The 20,547-nt window shown below is 36.1% G+C and carries 17 protein-coding genes; 2 read left to right on the forward strand and 15 right to left on the reverse strand.

What is annotated here, in order from left to right; genetic code table 11:
* Nucleotides 1–269: 269 nt before the first annotated feature.
* From serS to AB1422_03185, 11 genes are all read right to left on the reverse strand, one after another.
* Nucleotides 270–1,544, reverse strand: coding sequence for a serine--tRNA ligase (serS, locus tag AB1422_03135; protein MEW6618339.1), 1,275 nt, complete (start codon nucleotides 1,542–1,544; stop codon nucleotides 270–272).
* Between the two features lie 271 nt (nucleotides 1,545–1,815).
* The gene (locus AB1422_03140) at nucleotides 1,816–2,472 is read right to left on the reverse strand and encodes a Maf family protein (protein ID MEW6618340.1); all 657 of its coding nucleotides are present in this window, start codon (nucleotides 2,470–2,472) and stop codon (nucleotides 1,816–1,818) included.
* A gap of 514 nt (nucleotides 2,473–2,986) precedes the next feature.
* Entirely contained in the window at nucleotides 2,987–3,889 is a 903-nt protein-coding gene (locus AB1422_03145; GenBank protein MEW6618341.1) for a peptidase MA family metallohydrolase, read from the reverse strand.
* Nucleotides 3,883–4,050: a hypothetical protein gene (locus AB1422_03150; protein MEW6618342.1), complete on the reverse strand. Its 168-nt coding sequence runs from the start codon at nucleotides 4,048–4,050 to the stop codon at nucleotides 3,883–3,885. The genes AB1422_03145 and AB1422_03150 overlap by 7 nt, the downstream gene beginning before the upstream one ends.
* Entirely contained in the window at nucleotides 4,047–4,202 is a 156-nt protein-coding gene (locus AB1422_03155; protein ID MEW6618343.1) for a hypothetical protein, read from the reverse strand. Before AB1422_03155 ends, AB1422_03150 begins: the two co-directional genes overlap by 4 nt.
* Nucleotides 4,203–4,504: 302 nt before the next feature.
* The gene (gene amrB, locus AB1422_03160) at nucleotides 4,505–6,115 is read right to left on the reverse strand and encodes an AmmeMemoRadiSam system protein B (GenBank protein ID MEW6618344.1); all 1,611 of its coding nucleotides are present in this window, start codon (nucleotides 6,113–6,115) and stop codon (nucleotides 4,505–4,507) included.
* Nucleotides 6,116–6,362: 247 nt separating this feature from the next.
* The gene (locus tag AB1422_03165) at nucleotides 6,363–7,154 is read right to left on the reverse strand and encodes a MotA/TolQ/ExbB proton channel family protein (GenBank protein MEW6618345.1); all 792 of its coding nucleotides are present in this window, start codon (nucleotides 7,152–7,154) and stop codon (nucleotides 6,363–6,365) included.
* A gap of 233 nt (nucleotides 7,155–7,387) precedes the next feature.
* A complete protein-coding gene (locus AB1422_03170) occupies nucleotides 7,388–7,537 on the reverse strand; it encodes a hypothetical protein (protein ID MEW6618346.1) in 150 nt (49 codons plus the stop codon).
* Between the two features lie 327 nt (nucleotides 7,538–7,864).
* On the reverse strand, nucleotides 7,865–9,070 hold the full coding sequence (gene argJ / locus AB1422_03175) for a bifunctional glutamate N-acetyltransferase/amino-acid acetyltransferase ArgJ (GenBank protein MEW6618347.1): 1,206 nt from the start codon (nucleotides 9,068–9,070) through the stop codon (nucleotides 7,865–7,867).
* 465 nt (nucleotides 9,071–9,535) lie between these two features.
* Nucleotides 9,536–10,414: a prephenate dehydrogenase/arogenate dehydrogenase family protein gene (locus AB1422_03180; protein MEW6618348.1), complete on the reverse strand. Its 879-nt coding sequence runs from the start codon at nucleotides 10,412–10,414 to the stop codon at nucleotides 9,536–9,538.
* Complete coding sequence (locus AB1422_03185; GenBank protein MEW6618349.1) at nucleotides 10,411–12,120, reverse strand: PIG-L family deacetylase; 1,710 nt, start codon at nucleotides 12,118–12,120, stop codon at nucleotides 10,411–10,413. Before AB1422_03185 ends, AB1422_03180 begins: the two co-directional genes overlap by 4 nt.
* Before the next feature lie 161 nt (nucleotides 12,121–12,281).
* On the opposite strand from AB1422_03185, the gene AB1422_03190 reads away from it, so the two are divergent.
* Together AB1422_03190 and AB1422_03195 are read left to right on the forward strand one after the other, a co-directional pair.
* On the forward strand, nucleotides 12,282–12,497 hold the full coding sequence (locus tag AB1422_03190; protein MEW6618350.1) for a hypothetical protein: 216 nt from the start codon (nucleotides 12,282–12,284) through the stop codon (nucleotides 12,495–12,497).
* Nucleotides 12,463–13,599 (forward strand): ATP-binding protein, encoded by a 1,137-nt coding sequence (locus tag AB1422_03195; protein ID MEW6618351.1) that lies wholly within the window; start codon nucleotides 12,463–12,465, stop codon nucleotides 13,597–13,599. The genes AB1422_03190 and AB1422_03195 overlap by 35 nt, the downstream gene beginning before the upstream one ends.
* Nucleotides 13,600–13,614: 15 nt before the next feature.
* Here the strand turns inward: AB1422_03195 and AB1422_03200 are convergent, their stop codons facing one another.
* The 4 genes from AB1422_03200 to AB1422_03215 all read right to left on the reverse strand — a co-directional run bounded on the left by AB1422_03200 (nucleotide 13,615) and on the right by AB1422_03215 (nucleotide 20,471).
* Complete coding sequence (locus tag AB1422_03200) at nucleotides 13,615–14,961, reverse strand: glycosyltransferase (protein ID MEW6618352.1); 1,347 nt, start codon at nucleotides 14,959–14,961, stop codon at nucleotides 13,615–13,617.
* Between the two features lie 4 nt (nucleotides 14,962–14,965).
* Nucleotides 14,966–16,102 (reverse strand): glycosyltransferase family 1 protein, encoded by a 1,137-nt coding sequence (locus AB1422_03205; protein MEW6618353.1) that lies wholly within the window; start codon nucleotides 16,100–16,102, stop codon nucleotides 14,966–14,968.
* 34 nt (nucleotides 16,103–16,136) lie between these two features.
* Nucleotides 16,137–16,295 carry a hypothetical protein gene (locus AB1422_03210; protein MEW6618354.1) on the reverse strand — a complete coding sequence of 53 codons (159 nt, stop codon included), beginning with the start codon at nucleotides 16,293–16,295 and terminating at the stop codon, nucleotides 16,137–16,139.
* Between the two features lie 687 nt (nucleotides 16,296–16,982).
* Nucleotides 16,983–20,471, reverse strand: coding sequence for an N-6 DNA methylase (locus tag AB1422_03215; protein ID MEW6618355.1), 3,489 nt, complete (start codon nucleotides 20,469–20,471; stop codon nucleotides 16,983–16,985).
* Nucleotides 20,472–20,547: the final 76 nt, after the last annotated feature.

The raw sequence follows: 20,547 nt of genomic DNA on the forward strand, positions 1-20,547 counted from the left end.
TGCATTGTAATTTTGATATTTGCATTTTGATATTTACATTAAAGTTCTTCTTGCTATCGCTCTCCCCAAAAGAGGAACCTATTTATGAAAAAGCAATAAGGTTCGCACTACATTTATCGAATGTCACGGGTTAATTCGTGTCCTTATGTGGTTAATTCCCCTAATTCTCTGTGAACTCTGTGCCTCTGTGGCTGAACGCTTACGAGTAATGCACCTTGAACAGTTACGAATTTTGAATTTTGGTCATTTTCACAAGGAACAAATTAAGGTTACCCAATTATTTCTAATCCATCCATATAACTTTGAAGTGCTTTTGGGATGGTTATTTTTCCATCCGGTAACTGATAATTTTCTAAAATAGCCACTACGGTTCTACCTATTGCCAATCCTGAGCCATTTAAGGTATGAACAAATTCAGGTTTGGAATCAGAGGTTCTTCTAAATCTAATCATTGCCCGTCTTGCCTGGAAATCCTCAAAATTACTACAAGATGAAATCTCACGATAGCCACCTGAGGCTGGCATCCAGGCTTCAATATCATAAGTTTTACTTGCAGAAAAGCCTAAATCTCCAGTACACAATGCCACAACTCGATAAGGGATTTCCAGTTTTTTTAACACCTCCTCTGCATCCTCAAGCAATCTCTCCAATTCTGTATAAGAATCTTCAGGTTTGGTGAATTTGACCAATTCTACTTTATTAAACTGATGTTGGCGGATTAAACCTCTTGTATCCTTACCATAGGCACCAGCCTCTGCCCGAAAACAAGGAGTATATGCGGTGTAATAAATTGGTAAATCCTCTGCTCGTAGAATTTCTTCTCGATGAATATTGGTTAAAGGGACTTCTGCTGTTGGGACAAGGTAATAATCTGTCTCTTCACATTTGAATAAGTCTTGTTTGAATTTAGGAAGCTGACCGGTACCAGTCATTGCCGCAGAATTGACCATAAATGGCGGGAGGATTTCTTTATATCCGTGTTCCTTTGTATGCAAGTCTAACATAAAATTAATTAATGCCCGCTCTAACCTTGCACCTGCTCCTTTGTAGAGGGTAAATCTTGCCCCGGTCATCTTCGCAGAAGCCTCAAAGTCCAGTATTCCCAGATTCTCACCAATCTCAAAATGAGGTTTAGGCTCAAAGGAGAATTTGGTTGGCTCACCCCAAATTTTTATCTGAGGGTTATCCTCACTTCCCTTGCCAAAAGGAACACTTGAATGAGGAATGTTCGGAATGAAAAGCAATTTCTCGTTTAATTTATCCTCTGTTTCCCTTGATTTATTTTCTAAATCTTTAATCTTTTCGCCTACTTCACGCATCTGGGAAGATAACTCGGTTATATCCTTACCCTGTTTTTTTAATTGTCCTATTTTTGAAGATGTAGTATTGCGGAGGTGTTGTAATTCCTCTAATTCTACGAGCAGTTTTCTTCTTTGCTCGTCTAAGGAAATAACCTCGTCCAATAAATTCTTCTCAGCACCTCTATCAAGGAGTGCCTTTCTTACCTTATCTAAATTTTCACGGATAAACTTAATATTAAGCATAATTTCTTTGCCTTTTTGCCTTTCGGTTTTCGTAACTGTTCACCGCAGAGGCACAGAGACGCAGAGAAAAAATTAAAATTTATGGACGAGGATGGATTAACAAATCTGGCTTGCCTGCTGAACATTCGGCAAGCAGGTCATAAGTATTTCAATGGCTGCACCAATAATCTTTTCTGTTATCTGATTTATTTCCATATCTTCTCTGTTCCTCTGCGTCTCTGCGGTAAAGGACTACCTGAACGGTTACATTATCCTTATTCCTGCTCCTATTCTAAATTGGAAAGAGTTCGCGGGCATCTTTTAGCAAATCAACTCGCTTTCTCTCAAAACCTGATGGTTGTTTTGAAGGGAGTTGGGCTAACATATCTGTCAATTTAGCCAGAGGCAAACCAATAACATTTGTATAGCACCCGTTTATCTTCTCAATAAATTGAGCCCCACGACCTTGAATACACAATCCGCCTGCTTTATCTAAAGGCTCTTTGGTAATTACATACCCGGCAATCTGTGGTTCAGAGAGTTTTTTCATTGTTACCTCAGTTGTTACGCTTTCAACTAAGGTATTTTTGGTAAAGGTATCAATAAGGGCTATGCCAGTTATAACCCTATGAGTCGTGCCTGATAATTCGCCTAACATCTTTTTTGCTTCTTCATCATTTCTTGGTTTACCAAATATTTTATCGCCTAAAGCCACAACTGTGTCTGCACCAAGGACTATTCCGGCTTTAAACTTTTTAGCTACATTTTCAGCCTTGGCTAAAGCTAATTTACAGACCCAGGCCTCAATGGCCATACCTTCGTCCCTGACCTCAGATATCTCTGGCGGGATTACTGTTACCTCAATCCCAATCTGTTCTAATAGTTTTTTCCGTTGAGGTGAAGAAGAGGCTAAAATTAAGTGATGATACATATTACAACTCCCTCTCATTGTAGATGGTTAGCGTCTGTCTTCAAGGATTCTTGTCCTATTATTTGGTGGTGTCTGAAAATAACTCTAATAGTGAAATCTATGCAGATTTGGTGTCCAAAAGGGATTTCCTCCAAAGAGCAAAATGCAAAAAGCAAATATAAAAATTACATATCAAAATGTAAAATTATCTCTTTCCTTTCAGCGTTAAAATACTTGAAGCAAAGATATTACCAAATTCCTCCAACTCTTTGAGAAACCCTGTTACTTCCTCTTTGAAATTTGATTTGTAATTTTGCATTTTGATATTTAATATTTGATATTTGATATTTATTTGTTGTCTCCCTCAAATCCTATTTTGCAGAACCCTATACACTATTTTAACCTTTATGCTAGATTAAGACACCACCCACTTTTACAGGACGGATAGATTTGTGATTTGGAATTTTGCAATTTACTCCGTTCTCCACCATAACCATATTTGTCCAGTAAAACTTGTGGGACAAACTTGCTGATACCTGACCGCACAACGCCTTCAATAATCTGTTAATTGATAATTATCCTCTTCCTCCCATTCTCTTATCTTTTTCTTGACCTGATGTCGCTTTATCATATAAACCACAAGACATAAAACAGGAAATATAAGCCAGAGTAAATAACTACTCGTAACAACAGAAACCCAGTTAAATCTTTTCTTCAAAGACGCATACCAGTTAGTTTCTAACTTCCCAAAATCCATCCCGAATGATTTGTTAAAGGCTGAATTAAATTCAGTGCCATAACTTAATTCTTTTATTAACTTAATAACCTTTTCTTTACCATACCGATTTATCATAAACAAAACAATATCAAAACTTTGTGCATAAGCTAATTGTGTTTGGAAGTCATCCCGGGGAAAGGTATAAGTGAGACTTGAAAAAGGGAGTAATTTGTCAGTCAGATATGCCTGACCGAGGTACATATTATTTACTAATTGCCATTCTTTCGCCTCATACATAGCCAGCCCTTCATTTAACCATCGTGGTAAATAGCCTTTTTTGAACACCGCACCTAAGACAATATGAGTAAGTTCATGCCTGATTGTTTTTTCAAGGGTAATATTTAGATTACTTTTAGGTGATTGAATGACAATAATGTTATCTTTACCAACACAGGCTTGTCCCACAATTTGTTTTTGGACACCTTTATTGGCTAACTCAAACTCTTTTCGAGAAGGAAAAATAAAGATAAAAGTCCGTTGGTCCACAGTAAATCCAATATCGGCAGTAATTGTTTGATAAGATTCTTCGGCGATTTGAATAGTTCTAAGTGCTACCTTTTTATCAGATTGCGTGAAATGTATCATAAAATGTTGACTTTGTAGAGATTGCCATTGTTGTGAGCAAAGAGAGAAAGGGAAAAAGAGAAAACATACGATGATAATAATTTTATTTACCATTTTAATCTTATCTCAATTATTCCGTTTTTTACCCCTTTAAGTGATGAAACCATAGCCAGAAGGGTATTATACATAAAATCAGCCACAAAATGACCAAGTGGTATTTTTTTACCATTTATTTTTATTTCTATTTTTGGCTCATTAACTTTATTTTCCATCATTCTCCTGAAAATAGTTTTTTCACGCAAAGGACGCAAAGGTAATTTTTTCCCTTATTTCCCTTTGGGTTCTTTGCGTGCTTGGCGTGAAACTTCCTTTTCCCTGAAAATAGGGGTTCGGGGATTCTTTTATTCCCGAATCCCTTTATTTTCATCCTCCTTCTTCTCCAAAGAGCAAAATGCAAAAAGCAAATATAAAAATTACATATCAAAATGTAAAATTATCTCGTAACTATTCAGCCACAGATGGACACGGATGAAACACTGAAAATTCGTAATCCGTGTCCGTTTTCCGTGTCCGTAATTAGGCTGATGGCTGATGGCTGAAAATTCAGGTATAGTGCCTCGTGTCTCCTCTCCTTCTCCGTTTCTCCCTTTCTTCGTTTCCCCGTTTCCCCTCTGCCCTCTGCTATTTATCCGTGCTAATCCGTGTTAATTAGTGGCTGAATAGTTACAGTTATTCTTCATGAAAGATTAAGCCTGTAAAGATATAGATTTCTGTCTCTTTTTCTTTCCAGGCGTTTGGCGGGAGGCCCGCTTTATAACAGGTATGGGTAAGGAATTGTTCACGATTCCAACCTTGCTCGGTGGCTACCTGAGGAAGAAGTAAGCCTGAATTATACCCTTTGACCATATAAAGTCCATGTTTGCCTATTTCAATTTGCTCAATATCATTTATTCGTGTTAATTCTGAGAGAACCGTAATTTCAATCTTTATCTGGTCTAATTCATCTTTGGTTACAGGTGAAAATCTTGGGTCTTCTGTTGCGGCGGCAATAGCCATTTTACTCACAGCTTGAGCTACTGGGGCAATAGCCTTGATGTAACCAATACAACCACGCAATTGCTTATTTTTGGTAAGGGTAACAAATGCACCCGCCGGCTCTTGAAGCTCGGGATAATCATCTACCTCTACTGGTGGAATGTGCCTGTTTTTAATATAATCTTCTATCGTCCTTCTGGCAATTTTAAGCAATACCCCTTGTTCTTCCTTATCTAACATCATAGCTTTTTCCTCCTTTTGTGCAAAGATAACTGCTCCATAGCCAACTACTTTTGATTTATCACCAATTATTGGCACATCACCCGAATTAGCATAATTTAAAACAGTTGCCTGGTGGATTCCAAGTTCTTTGGTGACCAACATTAATGTCAAAACCGCCCCAACTCCACAAAGCAAGGTGCTACATTTCTCATGGGGTTCATTGAGCCAGGCAACTAATTCATTAATATTCATCTCTTTGATTAAAGAGAGGGTTTTTTTATCTACCTTGTTGGCTATTTCATAAGGTGGATAATGAGTCATATCGGATGAGGCAATGAATAAAATATTTTTGCCTTTACTATTTAAAATAAGACTTCTGGCTAAAACTTGAGCGTCATTTGGATTACTCATAAGTATTGGAACAATTTTAAATTCTTTCAATACCCGTTGAAGAAAAGGGATTTCAACTTCTAACGAATGCTCTTTCTCATGGACTTGAGGTAAAGATTTAATTTTTGGGTCTGACTTGATTAATGCAGAGGTCAGCTCAGTGTCTATCTTTACCAATCCAAATGGTGTCTGATAAGCATCAGATGTATCAACGGCAATACCATCAAAATGGGCAAAATGGCTCATTCCTATTATCACTACGGTATCAAATGAAAGTCCTTCGAGTTGTTTAAAACAATGAGCCGCGACCTCTCCTGAATAATCATACCCGGCGTGAGGCACCATTAAACCAATTATTCTACCCTCAATCTTTTCTTTTTGGACATTATTTAAGAAGCCGTTGATTTGATTTTTTAACTCTGTTGGGTCAGCGGGATAAAAACCACCAGCCACTGCTGGCTGACGAATATTTTGAGGAATGTCTTTGCTCGGAGTTTGTGTTTGTGAACATCCCTGAACAGGTAATAATAGGCTTAAACTGATAATAAGTAATTTGTGCCACATTTTAATATATCCATAGGAAGTAGAGAGTAGAAAGTAGAGAGTAGAGAGAAAATCTTTCCTCCACCTATGTTTCCCTATTTTCATTCTTCTCGGTTCATGTCCGTTCTCCTGAAGTAACCGTTCAGCCACAGAGGCACAGAGTTCACAGAGAATTAGAGAAATTAGCCACAAATGGACACGAATTAACCTGTGACATTCGATAAATGTAGTGCGAACCTTTAGGTTCGCTTTCCTGCTTGCCAGAAGCGAGGCTAAAGCCTCGCACTACAAATCTTTTTATTATTCGTGTTCATTCGTGGTTATATATTCCCTCTGTGTTCTCTGTGACTCTGTGGCTATATCCCTGAACGGTTACCTCCTGAAAATATCCGCAAGATTATTTTCCTTCAGCCTCAGCTTTGAGTGGCCACTCTTCTTTATTAAAGAATGCCTTTAATTTTTCCTCAACGATTCTGGGGTTATCACCGGCTTGAATAGATAAAACACCTGTAACAATCAGGTCTTTTACAAAAACCTCATTTTCATTTAATCTTTTTAATTTCATAGCAATAGGAATAAGAACCAGGTTAGCCAGAGCAACACCATAGAAAGAGGCAATAAACGCAATTGCCAGCGAGTGAACCGTGGTCATAATGTCTCCACCCCCCATTTTCCCCAGGGCACCGGTTAGCCCCATAATCGCGCCTAAAATTCCCATAGTTGGGGCAATACCTCCGGCAGACATAAAAATATCCTCGCCTAATTTATGTCTATGTTTCATATGGGTTAAATCTATATCAAGGATTTCCTCAATCAATTCGGGGTCTACGCCATCCACCACTAACTGAATGCCTTTTTGAAAATATGGGTCTTTAATATTTTCGATATCTGCTTCTAAAGCTAATAATCCTTCGCGTCGAGCCTTCTGAGCAAAAGCAATCATTGTTTCAATAATCTCTTTTGGTTCTTCTTCCTTATTAAAAAACATAATTTTTAGGAAGGTTGGCGTCTTCATTAATTCCTTCATCGTGAACATCGCCCCGGTCGCCAGCACTGAGCCTGAACCAATGATGACCGCACCAGGGATGTTCAAATATCCCTGACCAACTATTCCTATCTCTTCAAGTAACACACAACCAACACAAGCGGCAATACCACCTATGATTCCAAAGACACTAACTATATCCATTTTTGTCTTCTCCTGAAAATAAGGAAGTAGAAAGTAGAGAGTAGAAAGTAGAAAGTAAAGAAAACATCACTCCTCACGCCTATCTCCTTACCTCCCATCTTCTATCTCCTACCACTATTTTCATTCTCATTTGTGAACCAACGGTTCATGACCGTTTCCCCTGAAAATCGGGACTCGGGACTCGGGGTTCGGGAAGAAAGAAACTCTCAGCAATTCCCCCTTAATAAAGGGGGTTAGGGGGTTGTCCTTCTCCCATTTTCATTGCCCTTTGTGAGCCCTGGCTCATGTCCGTTTCCCCTGAAAATAAGGAAGTAGAAAGTAGAGAGTAGAAAGTAGAAAGTAAAGAAAACATCACTCCTCACGCCTATCTCCTTACCTCCCACCTTCTATCTCTTACCACTATTTTCATTCTCATTTGTGAACCAACGGTTCATGAGCGTTTCTCCTGAAAATCGGGACTCGGGACTCGGGGTTCGGGAAGAAAGAAACTCTCAGCAATTCCCCCTTAATAAAGGGGGTTAGGGGGTTGTCCTTCTCCCATTTTCATTGCCCTTTGTGAGCCCTGGCTCATGTCCGTTTCCCCTGAAAATAGTTTTTGCCACAAAGACTCAAAGGCACAAAGTATAAATTTTATGGTGACTCAATTATTACATTTATTATAATATATAATTTTATTGATGTCAAGAAAAAATTTGGCAAGATTATGAAACTCAAGTAGTATAATGGGCATTAAGGCGGACATATTCCATAGATAAATCACTGCCTAAGACCATTATTTCCTGTCTGCCTTGTTTTAAGTCAATCGTAATTAAGATTTCTTTTTGAGATAAGATATTTTTAACTTTATCTAAATTAAAAGCTATGCCCTGTCCATTTTTTGCAATTAATTCTCGGTCGAAATAGATATCAATTATGTTCGGATTTATTTTTATCCCGGAATACCCACAGGCAGTTATAATTCTTCCCCAATTAGGGTCCTGACCATAAAAGGCACATCTAACGAGTTGTGATTTGGCAACACTCATTGCGACCTGTTTTGCCTCAAGAAATGATTTTGCTCCTTTAACATTAATTTTTAGAAGTTTAGTTACCCCTTCTCCTTCTTCTACCATCTTTTGGGCTAAATTTGAACATACATAATCTAATGACTGTTGGAATTTGTTGAAATCATTCGTGTTAGAAGAAGTTATCACTTCATTTTTTGCAAGACCATTGGCTAAAAGAATAACCATATCATTTGGGCTTGTATCTCCATCAATGGTGATTAAGTTAAAGGATTTATTCACCGCCGTAGTTAATGCCTTTTTTAATAATCTTTTACTGATAGCGACATCTGTAGTGATAAAAACTAACATTGTGGCTAAATTTGGGCATATCATTCCGGCGCCCTTTGCCATAGCGCCTATTTTTGCCTTAATTCCACCAGTTAGTTCAAATTCCAGAGCAATCTCTTTAGGTTTAGTATCCGTTGTTAGAATAGCCCATGCGGCATCTTCACTTTTTGGACCCAGGAATTTAATTAATTGTTTTATTCCCTTTTCAATCTTTTCCATTGGTAATGGTTTTCCAATGATACCTGTGGAGGCAACTAAAACCGTCTTTATCGGCACGCCAAGAGAAAGTGCAGTAATTTGTGCCATTTTTTTAGCATCTTTTAACCCTTGCTTGCCGGTACAGGCATTAGCATTTCCACTATTAATGATGATAGCGTGGATTTTTTTTGAGGTTTGTAGATGTTCTTTTGTTACAATTAAAGGAGCAGCCTTAAGTTTATTCCTGGTAAATAGAGCTACAGCCGTAGCGGGTATCGGGGAATAGATAAGCGCTATATCTTTTTTCTCTGGTTTTATGCCGCAGTGCCCTCCGGCAGTTAAAATGCCATTTATAGATGTAATCCCACCATTTATCTCTTTCATTTAAAACTCTTCTCCTGAAAATAAGGAAGTAGAAAGTAGAGAGTAGAAAGTAAAGAAAACATCACTCCTCACGCTTATCTCCCTATCTCCCACCTTCTATCTCCTACCACTATTTTCATCCTCATTTGTGAACCAACGGTTCATGAGCGTTTCTCCTGATAACTGAAATGGTAACCGTTCAGATAGTAATTCACCGCAGAGGGACAGAGAAGACATGGAAATAAATCAGATAACAGAAAAGATTAGGTAATACATAAAACATCAAAACCAAATTTGTTAATCAATCATGATATGTCGGTTCTTAAAAGCTTGCCCTGATGAAAATCAGGGATGGAATAAAGTGTGTGGTAAATAGTTTTTTATTTTTTTCTCTGCGTCTCTGTGTCTCTGCGGTGAACGGTTACCTGAAATGGAGTATTGGAGATAATTCTATCACTCCCTTACTCCAATTCTCCCTCACTCTAACTAAATTTGCTCTCTAAAATTTTTGACTTCTTCAAATTCTTTTATTAATACTTCTGAATTAGTATTTTTAATCAAATCTTCCCATTTCTCAAGGATTTTTTTAAAATTATCAATAGATTTTAAAAGTTCCTCTTGATTGGTCAGGCAAATATCTCGCCACATCACCGGATGACTGGCGGCTATTCGGGTTGTATCTTTAAATCCAGAGGCTAATAGCGATATGATTTTTTTATCCTGCATTTTTATTAAATCAACTAAGGCTGTGGCGATGATATGAGGTAGATGACTTGAGTAAGCAATTAATTCATCGTGTAGTTCTGGGGACATTTCTACTACCTTTGCTCCAATACCTTCCCATAACAAGCGAACAGTTGATATTGCCTTACCATTAGTTTGAGGAATAGGAGTGATGACACAGGTTGCTCCTTCAAATAAGTCAGGTTTTGCGACCTCAATTCCAGACTCCTCTGAGCCGGCTAAAGGATGTGCACCAACAAAATGTATCTCACCAGAACTAAAGGACGGGGTAAGTTTTCTTACAATTTTTTGCTTGGTGCTCCCAACATCCATAACAATAGTTCCCATCTTTAAATAAGGCACCATCTGGTTAGCGATGTCCATAATCGAATTAACCGGGACGGCTAAAATAACTAAATCTACCTTTTTTACCCCAAAGTAAATATCAGTTACAATTGAGTCAACGGCGCCTAATTTTAATGCCTGTTGTAATTTTTCTTCTCGGCGGCCAATACCAATTATATTTTGAACTAAATTAGCCTTTTTTAAAGCCAATCCTAATGAGCCGCCAATTAATCCGACGCCAATTATGGCTATTGATTTTATCCCTTCCATCTCACTATCCCCTGTTCTTTCTCTCATAGAGCTTCAAACACCTCAATATTAAATAAACCTATGTTACTACCAATTGCCTCATCAACGGTAAATATTACCCAGGTAATATTGCGTGGTTTAAAAGTAAAGGCATTTCCCGTCCCATTATTTGATAAAGCACTTATGGGAATAGAACTACCATCACTAAAACTCATAGTTCCTTTTATTATCCTTTCACTATAGTCCTGTCTATCATATAAAATCACCCGATTTACCAAATGAGGTTCTTTCCAGATTAATTTAAGATATGGTCTTGAAACTGAACCCGTTGATACCCATTTATCACGGTTGCCTTCATCCTTTGTTTGCCCATTGCGAACAATTCCTGATGAGACTGAAATACTTGCATATTGAGCAATGTTAGCTGGATAAACCTCAAATTCTGCTAAACCACTATTCAACCCCTTGCAGGAGTCTATTACAAATTTGACCCATGAAATTCTTCTTGGTGGAAAAGTAATAACCGTTTCTGCACTATTGTTTGGAAGTGCCCCAACCTTTATTTTTAATGTCTTATCGCTAAAAATAAGAGTCCCTCCAGTTATCCAGTCATCCAGATTCATTCTATCACGCAAAATTATTTTATCTATCAAATATGGCTTATCCCAATCTAACTTAATCCATGCACCCGTTCCTTCTGAATTACTTACCCATTCATGGAGATAGTTTTCAGGGTTGTAAAAAACATCAACCATTCCATCAACGGCTTTAGTCCCTAATTGGGTAGTAGAGGTATTTTCTGATGAAACAGTAACAGTAGATAGAAAAGCAATATTTGAAAAATCACGCAGCCAAAAGATTTCATCAGATTTAACAAATGAATAATGATAGTCGTTGACTTTAGATGTATGACAATGAATTGCCTTATACTTTAAATTTACCGTTGGGTCATTAAGGGGAGTTTTAAGCATAGCAGGTGGAACAGATATATGATGAATATCAGACCATTTTCGAGGTGTCAGTATCCCAAGCGTAGTTGGACAGGTAAATGGGACAACTTGATGGACATCTAAATTTCTCGCAGGCCATTTGTCATCTCCACTCACTGAATGCACAATAGCCGCATAAACTTTTGGAGAATAGGAAGGCATTTGCCTTTTTATCGACACTATTGATTCCACAACAAATTGATGAACTCCCTGATGGTCACGATGTAAATCATGTAATCTTGTAGTATAGATAGTTTCTGGTAATTCTTCTTTTAATATTGATTTAATAGCTTTTTTAAGGTTCTTTTTGGTAAGTAATGCTGGTTCGCCAAACTTAGTTGTAAAGTAATCAGGATGGTCAGGTAATCCATAAGTATAATTCCAATTTTCTCTATGAGGTAAGTAAATTAGCGTATTTTCATTAGATTTATCAAATAAATCTCGTATGGTAGCCGCTCTATATCCTAAAAAATAAATATCATTTGGATTTAACCCTAAAGTAGCCAGACCGTTAATTGATTCCTGTAAGGCAATACGACCTTGCTCTTTTGTATCAGGGTCACCATTGGTAACTATTACCACTTTAATACGGTCACCGTCGTTGACGGCACAATTTATAATACCAGCCGTCATTAAAACTTCATCATCAGGATGAGGTGAAAATACGACAATGTTTTTGGAAAGACAGTTACCGGTAATTAAAAGAAACCAACATAGAAAAAAAGTTCTTATCTTTACCATTTTGTAATCAAAAGAAAGAAACATAGATTTATCTTCCTCGGAACATATTTTAACACATAAAAAAACTTTTGGCAAGAAAAATTTTTCGTAAGCGTTCAGGTGGTGTAACAAAAGGAGATGTGGAGATTAAGGAGATAGGGAGATATTATAAAAAAATTGAAATTAATAGAAACTAATAGAAATTTATGGAAATTTGTTGTTTTCCACAATCAATTTCTACCTATTTCTATAAATTTCAATCTATTTCTATTATCTTATCTCCATATCACTCTTATCTCCTTATCCCCTTTCTTACACTTTTGATATATAGCCTGAACGGTTACATTTTTTTCTTGACAATTCCAAAAATATATGTAAAATGGAACTATGTATTCCAGATTACTAAAACCGCCCGAAGATAAGAGTTTTTTTTTATTTGGTCCGCGTGGAACAGGAAAGACGACATGGGTCAAGTCAACCTTTGGCAATGCCCTTTATTTAGACCTACTGGAATCTGAATTATTTAATGACCTTATGGCTAATCCTAAAAGGCTTGAAAATTTTATCCCCAAAGATTTTAAAGACTGGATTATCGTAGATGAAGTCCAAAGGGTTCCTGAACTTCTAAATGAGATTCATCGACTGATTGAGAAATACAGGTATAAATTTATTTTGACAGGTTCAAGTGCGAGGAAATTGAGGAGAAAAGGACCAAATCTACTTGCTGGTAGAGCTTTACGATATTCTTTCCATCCCCTTACAGTCGCCGAACTCGGCAATGATTTTAATCTAAGCCATTCTTTAGTATATGGACAACTGCCTTGTGCTTATACGGAATCTGCTCCCCAAAAATATTTGGAAAGCTATGTTAAAACCTATTTGCAGGAAGAAATAGAACAGGAAGGATTAACCAGGAATTTAGGAGCATTTTATAGGTTTTTGGAATCTGCCAGTTTTTCACAAGCCTCTGTTTTAAATACCTCCTCAATAAGTCGTGATTGTGCGGTTGACCGTAAAGTAGTTGAAAATTATTTTACGATATTAGAAGATTTACTTATCGCCTATAAGGTGTTTGTTTTCACTAAAAGGGCAAAAAGGCGGCTTGTTTCTCATCCTAAATTTTATTTTTTTGATGTTGGGGTCTATCGCACATTAAGGCCAAAAGGGCCTTTTGATATGCCAGAGGAAATTGAAGGACATGCGATGGAAACCTTACTGTTTCAAGAATTGAAGGCTATAAATGACTACCTTGATTTGGGCTATCAGATATTTTATTGGAGGACTTCCAACAATATTGAGGTAGATTTTGTCTTATATGGCGATAAGGGACTCAAGGCATTTGAAATAAAACGAACCAGAAAAATTACTCCCTCTTTGATTAGAGGACTAAAGGCATTTCTAAAAGATTATCCCCTCGCTAAAGCCTACTTTCTTTATGGTGGAGAACGCCGACTTTATGAAGGTGATATTGAAATCATTCCTATAGAAGAGGCAATGAAAAACCTTCCTTTGCTTCTTGGCTAATTATACAGGTTTTGGTTAATAAGTGTAAGAAAAGGATTCACAATAATATCTAATCAGTTCATCTAATCTCTTTACCTGTTTTTCCCTCGAGAAATTGCTGATAAAATCATCATCAGGAGAAATCCTTACCTCATCTTTAATTATAGCATTTATGCTTTGTTCTATTAGCCTCGTATTATCACCGCAAAAAATGCCTAAACCAGTTTTTTGCAATATACCTCCTACATAAGAAGAAGGACTTATTCCCAGACAAAGAATAGGTTTTCTTAATGCCATATACTCAAATAATTTTGCGGTCAGAACACCGTCGTTTTCTTTATCTCTTTCAATAAAAAGCAAAACATCCGCCTTCTTCTGCTCAGAGAGGGCATCTTTAGTAGAAAGAAACCCTTTATATTTTATAATATCTTTTGTGTTAGGATATTTATCAAAAAACTTATCAAGAATAACCTTTGTCTCATAAGCACCATAAAATGATATCTCTACTTTATCTTTTAAATAGGTATAATTTTTATCTATGACCTCAAACAGTCTTTTGGGATTACTTCTCCTCTCATAAAGAGTCCCTGTATAAATAATAGTCTTCTTTGATTCAGGAAAATCATCTACCCTTATCTCTCTTAACAATTCCTCATCATAACCATTTTCTATAACGAATATATCTTTTGTCTTTTGTGGATATTTTTCTTGTAGCCACTGCTTCAATATCTCCGAAACGACAATAATTACATCTGAATGATTAATACATTTTCGTTCTAAAAAACCTTCCGTAAGAGTAAATGGAAACAATCCAGAATGGACAGGATTTTGTGTCCATAAATCACGGAAATCTTGAATCCAAAGAATATCCTTAAATCTTTTTTTTAAAGCCAAGCCCACCAAATTGCCTACAGGAGGAGGGGAGTTGGTGATAATAATCTTTATATCATGTTCTTGAATTAGCATTTTAGCCTTTTTATAAGCTTGAAAAAACCATAAATCAGAGAAAGTAGGCATCCGGGTAGTACCAAACAAAATACCTCTACTTGATAAATACCTATTAAGTATTCTTAATCCTTTATCCAGCAATAACTCAATTAATCGTTTTTTATGGGAACCACCAAATTCATTACTTATCGGTCCCTGCACCTTAAATATCCTTTTAATCAAACTTCTGGGATCAAAGTATCTCAATCTATATGACTGAAAAGCAGAGCAATCAACCACAAAATTTTTCGTTCTTTCATCATCAGGAGTATCGGCAGTAAGGATACTAACTTTATGCCCAAGTCTTTTGAGATATTTAGCCCAGGTATATACCCGTCTACAACCCGTTGAATTCAAAGGTGGAAAGATGTAACTAATAATAAGAATATTTGCCATTTCTTTAGTTGCTCCTTTTTGTAAATAATTCTAAAAGTGTCTTAGCGGTCTTTTCCCAGGAAAATAACTGCACTCGTTCTAATCCCTTTTGGATAAGATTTTCTTTTAGGTTGATGTCAGTTAAACCTCTATATATTCCTTCACTTATTTCTTGAATATTTAACGGCTCTACAAAAATAGCCGCATCATTTAAAATCTCTTTAAAAATAGGAATATTAGAGACTAAAACAGGACATCCACAAGCCATTGCCTCTAAGGGTGGAAAGCCAAATCCTTCATACAGAGAAGGAAAAATAAATAACTCAGCCCCATTATATAACTTAACCAAATCCTCTTGAGGAACATAATTTAAAAATTTAACTTCTGCAGGAGAAAATTTTAGTTTTTTATAAATTCTATAAATTGACGAATTTTGCCAACCTTTTCCTCCAGCAATAAGAAGGGGATAGTTTAGTTGTGGATAATTTCTTCTAAATAAGGCATAGGCTTTAAGTAAATTCTCAATATTTTTCCTTGGCTCTATAGTCGATACTGTCAAGAGATAATCTGTAGAGGTATGAAATTTGTCAGCAATATATTGTTTGGTCTGGGTTTTAGGAAGAGGACGAAATTCTTTTTGACAAATACCAGGATAAGCATATTTGATTTTATTTCGAAGTTTTGGAAATTTATCTTTTATTTCTAATGCCACAGATTCCGAAATGGTAATAATTTGATGTGCCTTTAAAAGAGAGGTTTTAAAAAACAAAGGAAAGATAATACGATTATCCCATTTTAGTGTTGATGGATAATAATAATAGGTTAAATCATAAACAGTTAATATTGTCTTGACACGAGAAGGAAGGTTTATAGGTAAAATAGATTCAGTTGCCCAGAAGATGTCAATAGCATCTTTTCTTAAGTCATTGTTGGCGTTAAACTGCATCCAGCAGGTAGCCATAGTGTTTAACCTGCCCTTTTTTATTCGCAAATGCCAGGAGGAAGGAACCTCTTCAAAAGGAATTTGTAAGGAATTGGGTGCATATAAAAAATATTGATTCTCATCATCTATCTTATGTAACTGTTTAATGATATTGTATAAATAAACACTTGTTCCTGTAAATTTTCTGGCTAAAGGATATGCAGATATACCGATTTTCATTAGACCTCCCCCCATAAGCATCTTTTGTAAGCGTTCAGTTGATATAAGAAAAGGAGTAACCGTTCAGGCTATATATCAAAAGTGTAAGAAAGGGGATAAGGAGATAAGAGTGATATGGAGATAAGATAATAGAAATAGATTGAAATTTATAGAAATAGGTAGAAATTGATTGTGGAAAACAACAAATTTCCATAAATTTCTATTAGTTTCTATTAATTTCAATTTTTTTAATAATATCTCCCTATCTCCTTAATCTCCACATCTCCTTTTGTTACACCACCTGAACGCTTACGAAAAGGAGATGGGAAGATTACGAAAAGGAGATTAAGAGATTAGGGAAAAAGATTAATATAATTCCACTTTACTTAACTTCTCAATATCTCCATATATCTCTCTCTTTATCTCCTTATCCCCTTTTGTAACTATTCAGCCACAGATGGGCACGGATGAAACACTGAAAAATTCGTAATCCGTGTCCGTAATCAGGTTGAAGGCTGAAGGATTTTTCTCTTTCTGACTTTTGTTTTCTATCCTTCTTGATTCTCTGCCAGTGGAGGAAGATTCCACCCCCTTAATCCCCCGCCAGCGGGGGAGAATCCACCCCCTAACCCCCGCCCTTATCGTTACCCATAAGTTTTACTGGACAATGTTACATTCATTCACAATTCGCAATTCACCATTCACAATTCACAATTTCTTCCCTAAATCTTCTTAAAATGGTGAATGGTGAATTGTCAATTGTGAATTGTGAATTATTACTCTTCACGGTGTCCAGTAAAAATTGTGGGACATGCTAAGAACCCCCGCCAGCGGGGGACAACCCGCCTCTGCCCTCTGCCCTCTGCCCTCTGCCCTCTGTATTTATCCGTGTTTATCCGTATCAATCAGTGGCTGAATAGTTACCAATTATTTTTATCTCCTCCTCCCCTAAATTATACAACTTATAAATCAAACTGTCAATTTGGTCATCTATCCTTTCTATTTCCATGTCAATTTTAGTTAGATGGGGATTGGACACTTTTGCCCTGAATTCATTCATCATCAGATTAATCCTATCAAGGTTATATTCTACTGAATGAAGTTTGGCAGAGGTTTTATAGACTAAAGTGATAAGGTTAGTTAAGATAATATCAACCACTATGCCATCTCCCCACTTTTTCTTTTTCCTTTTTTCCTTTAAGAATTTATTGATGGTATAGAAAATGAATAATCTCAAATTTTCGTCTTTAATGATTAATTCTAAAACAGGGGTATGGATTTTCGGTTCACTATCAACCTTAAATATAATTGACTCATTCTCTTCATAAATCTTTATGCCAGTAATTTGAGCTTCTGTTTGGGCAGAGATACCCGCTTTCTTCTCAATATATTTACTATACCCAGCCTTACTATAATAGGCATCTTTTAAAGATAGTGCTTCATAATCCGGATAATTGTTGATTAATTGGTCAAATCTCTTTAGCGTCAGATTTCTTTGCTTATGAAGATTAAGTATCTCATCAACTAACTTAACCAACTCATCATACACCGCCTTTGAGTCCTGATTATCAAAGTCAATTTTATAGATAGGTATTTGTTCAATACTTTCGGGATAGACATTTAGTTCATAACCAAGCATCAAATAGAAATAGAAGTTAATTAATTTTGAATTGATAAATCCTAATAGATACTTCAGGTCATAGTTTTTAGATGTTTGTATTTCATCTTCTTTAATATAAATCTTATGTTTTCGTAATACACTCTGCTCAATGGCACATAATTTATGTTTTAGGACACAACAAGAAAGGGAATGGTCAGTATAAAACCTTTCATTATCAAAACAAGCAATAAGCCCTTTCTTCCCTGTTACTTCACTTATGACTAATTTTTCATTTTCAAACAATTCCGGCAATGATGGGCGGTAGAGTTTTTCCTTATCATACAAAAACCATTTGCCTGCCGAATCTATCAAGTATCTGCTGACATTTTCTCCTTTAATCATTTTTTTACAATGTTTATTGATTGGTTCATTTAAGTGAAATTTCTCTATGGGCACACCTCTTACGCCCCAGGAAACGGCGGCTATATCGCCAAGATAAAGGCTTTTGGCTTTAATCTTATCAATAATGCCCAAAGTCTTTCCATTTAATTCCAATCTAAACATATTGTCAGGGGTATGTTCATAAACAGATTGTTTAACTTCAAGCACCCCATCAGTTATTTCGTTCTCTATTTTAGGGTCTTTTTGAGGGAGAATAATCTGGATAGTATGGTCAGGCATCTTTCCTTTTTGACAAATGATAATGATATTTCGCACCACTGCATCCTGGAATATACGATATTTTTTTAAATCAACAATGGTCAGGATTGAGGTATTTTCCAGTAAATATTTTCGCAAGTGCTGAGCATAATTTTGAGTTAAAAATGGATATGGAATGATAAAGCCCAATTTGCCACCTTCTTTAAGTAAATTTATTCCTCGTTCCATCATCCCAATGTAGATATCAAATCTTTTGACAGCGGTGGTATAATTTTTCATATAAAACATTCGCTCATCGGTTGGCAGGTTTTCTACATTGACATAAGGTGGATTGCCAATAACTATATCAAAACCTTCTACCTCTGGGAATTCTATTTGCCAGTTAAATATCTTATTGGTCTGGTGATGTTCGAAGTATTTATTTAATGGCTCATTTAGTTTTATATTTAATTCATCACTAATTTCCTTGATTGAATCAAGGATTTCTTTATTTTCTTGCCCATTTTTAAGTTTTGCCCGCAGGCTAATAAGTGATTGTATTTTATCTTCAGATACATCCGTAGGTTCTGCCGAAATAAGTGAATTACCGACTTTAATATTTTGATTAAGGAGATAAGGTAATTTTTGTTTTCCAGACATTTTCTCAAAAGCCTTTAAGATTAAATTTATAGTTGCTATTTCTGCGGCAGCCGAATCGATGTCCACACCGTATAAATGCTCACAGAGAATCTTGCGAGGATAGTCTAATACCTTTTGAGGTAATTGTTGTAATTCAAAACCCAGACTACTTTGTCCATGTTTTTTAAAGTATTTCTCCATTGTTTCTACCTGGAGTTTCTCTATTCGCTCATTTTCCTCTTCATAAAACTTACTTAAGATATCAAAGGCACAAATCAGAAATGACCCGGAGCCACAGGCAGGGTCTAAAATTTTAAGGTCTTTTATTTCATCAATCGTCTTACCTTGTAAATATTTTCCTAATGTCTGGTGAACAATATAATGGACGATAAATGGTGGTGTATAATAAACCCCTGCAGACCGACGCACTTCTGACTTTATCTCTGCCTTTATCTTACCATTTTCAAGGGTAAATCTATAACCTAAATAACTTTCATAAGTTGCTCCTAAAATATCAGAGGTAAATTTACGAAAGCTGATACGACAAAGTTCACAGATTATATCGGCTAATGTTTGGTTTGAGATAAATACTTGCTCACAAAGATGTCCTGGGGCAAAGATAGAGGTATTATGATGTTTATCCATCATCATTGATAAATCAATCAAGGCATCAAAAAGAGAGGTTTCTTTCGCATAGGCTCCCTTTTGCAAAAACTCATTTAACATTGATTCTAAAAGGCTATGCTGAAGAAGGACCTCTTTGTCATCTGCACATTGAATAACTAAAAGCCGACTCAATATCCGCTGAACAACATCCATCAGTATTTCAAAGTCAAAACTTCCATCTGATTTTACCAGGGCAGGATTATTCTTATTGTGGTCATAAATATTTTGGGCTAATCTAAGTCTCCAGGAGTGTAGAAATTTTAAGAATGAATAATCTATTTCTTCTCTATGTAATTGAGCCTCCCACCATTCCAAGGATTTTGTCTTAACCTTATCTTTAGATAAAAGTAATAATTCATCTAATCTCTCAAGGTATTCAGAAGGTGAATCAAAGGAAAGGATTAATTGCTCTTTATCAACATTAAAAAGATAAAGTCGTTGGAAATTGGTCAGGATAGCCCAGGGAATTTTACAAGTCCGGGCATATCGAAAGGCTTGTTTTTCATCTGAGGTTCTATCGATATATTTTTCCTGGCGGTCTGATTTAGACAGGATTTTATCAAATCTTTTCGTTTCAATAAAAATAATCGGTTCTGTCTCCAGTTCTAACCCAATATCCACAAATCCTGCTTTATCAAACGGCGTTGTTGGTCGAATATATTTTTCTCGATTATATCTATTATCCTGACCTAAAGTATTATAGACATTCCAGCCAAGTATTAAGAATAACTTATCAACATAATTTGCCCGGACATCTGCTTCAGAAATATCTTTATTTCCCTGTGAGTAGTATTGTGAGTAATATTTAGAAATTAGCGCTTTCAGTTCTTTTTTTATCTCTTCCATAGTAGGAAGTATTATATCAAACAATCCCTTCAAATGCAAGCAAAAAATTGCGACCTGTGCGGTTAGAAAATTAAGT

This window comes from bacterium (genome assembly GCA_040757115.1).
In the GTDB taxonomy this organism is placed as follows: domain Bacteria; phylum UBA9089; class CG2-30-40-21; order CG2-30-40-21; family SBAY01; genus JBFLXS01.

Excerpts from the sequence above, each read along its gene's own strand:
- AB1422_03215 (MEW6618355.1), bottom strand. The coding sequence starts at position 20,471 with ATGGAAGAGATAAAAAAAGAACTGAAAGCGCTAATTTCTAAATATTAC.
- argJ (MEW6618347.1), bottom strand. The coding sequence starts at position 9,070 with ATGAAAGAGATAAATGGTGGGATTACATCTATAAATGGCATTTTAACT.
- AB1422_03200 (MEW6618352.1), bottom strand. The coding sequence starts at position 14,961 with ATGGCAAATATTCTTATTATTAGTTACATCTTTCCACCTTTGAATTCA.
- serS (MEW6618339.1), bottom strand. The coding sequence starts at position 1,544 with ATGCTTAATATTAAGTTTATCCGTGAAAATTTAGATAAGGTAAGAAAG.
- AB1422_03190 (MEW6618350.1), top strand. The coding sequence starts at position 12,282 with ATGGAAATTTGTTGTTTTCCACAATCAATTTCTACCTATTTCTATAAA.
- AB1422_03210 (MEW6618354.1), bottom strand. The coding sequence starts at position 16,295 with ATGGAAATTTGTTGTTTTCCACAATCAATTTCTACCTATTTCTATAAA.
- AB1422_03155 (MEW6618343.1), bottom strand. The coding sequence starts at position 4,202 with ATGAAAATAAAGGGATTCGGGAATAAAAGAATCCCCGAACCCCTATTT.
- AB1422_03195 (MEW6618351.1), top strand. The coding sequence starts at position 12,463 with ATGTATTCCAGATTACTAAAACCGCCCGAAGATAAGAGTTTTTTTTTA.
- AB1422_03205 (MEW6618353.1), bottom strand. The coding sequence starts at position 16,102 with ATGAAAATCGGTATATCTGCATATCCTTTAGCCAGAAAATTTACAGGA.
- AB1422_03145 (MEW6618341.1), bottom strand. The coding sequence starts at position 3,889 with ATGGTAAATAAAATTATTATCATCGTATGTTTTCTCTTTTTCCCTTTC.
- AB1422_03185 (MEW6618349.1), bottom strand. The coding sequence starts at position 12,120 with ATGTTTCTTTCTTTTGATTACAAAATGGTAAAGATAAGAACTTTTTTT.
- AB1422_03140 (MEW6618340.1), bottom strand. The coding sequence starts at position 2,472 with ATGAGAGGGAGTTGTAATATGTATCATCACTTAATTTTAGCCTCTTCT.
- AB1422_03150 (MEW6618342.1), bottom strand. The coding sequence starts at position 4,050 with ATGATGGAAAATAAAGTTAATGAGCCAAAAATAGAAATAAAAATAAAT.
- AB1422_03180 (MEW6618348.1), bottom strand. The coding sequence starts at position 10,414 with ATGAGAGAAAGAACAGGGGATAGTGAGATGGAAGGGATAAAATCAATA.
- AB1422_03165 (MEW6618345.1), bottom strand. The coding sequence starts at position 7,154 with ATGGATATAGTTAGTGTCTTTGGAATCATAGGTGGTATTGCCGCTTGT.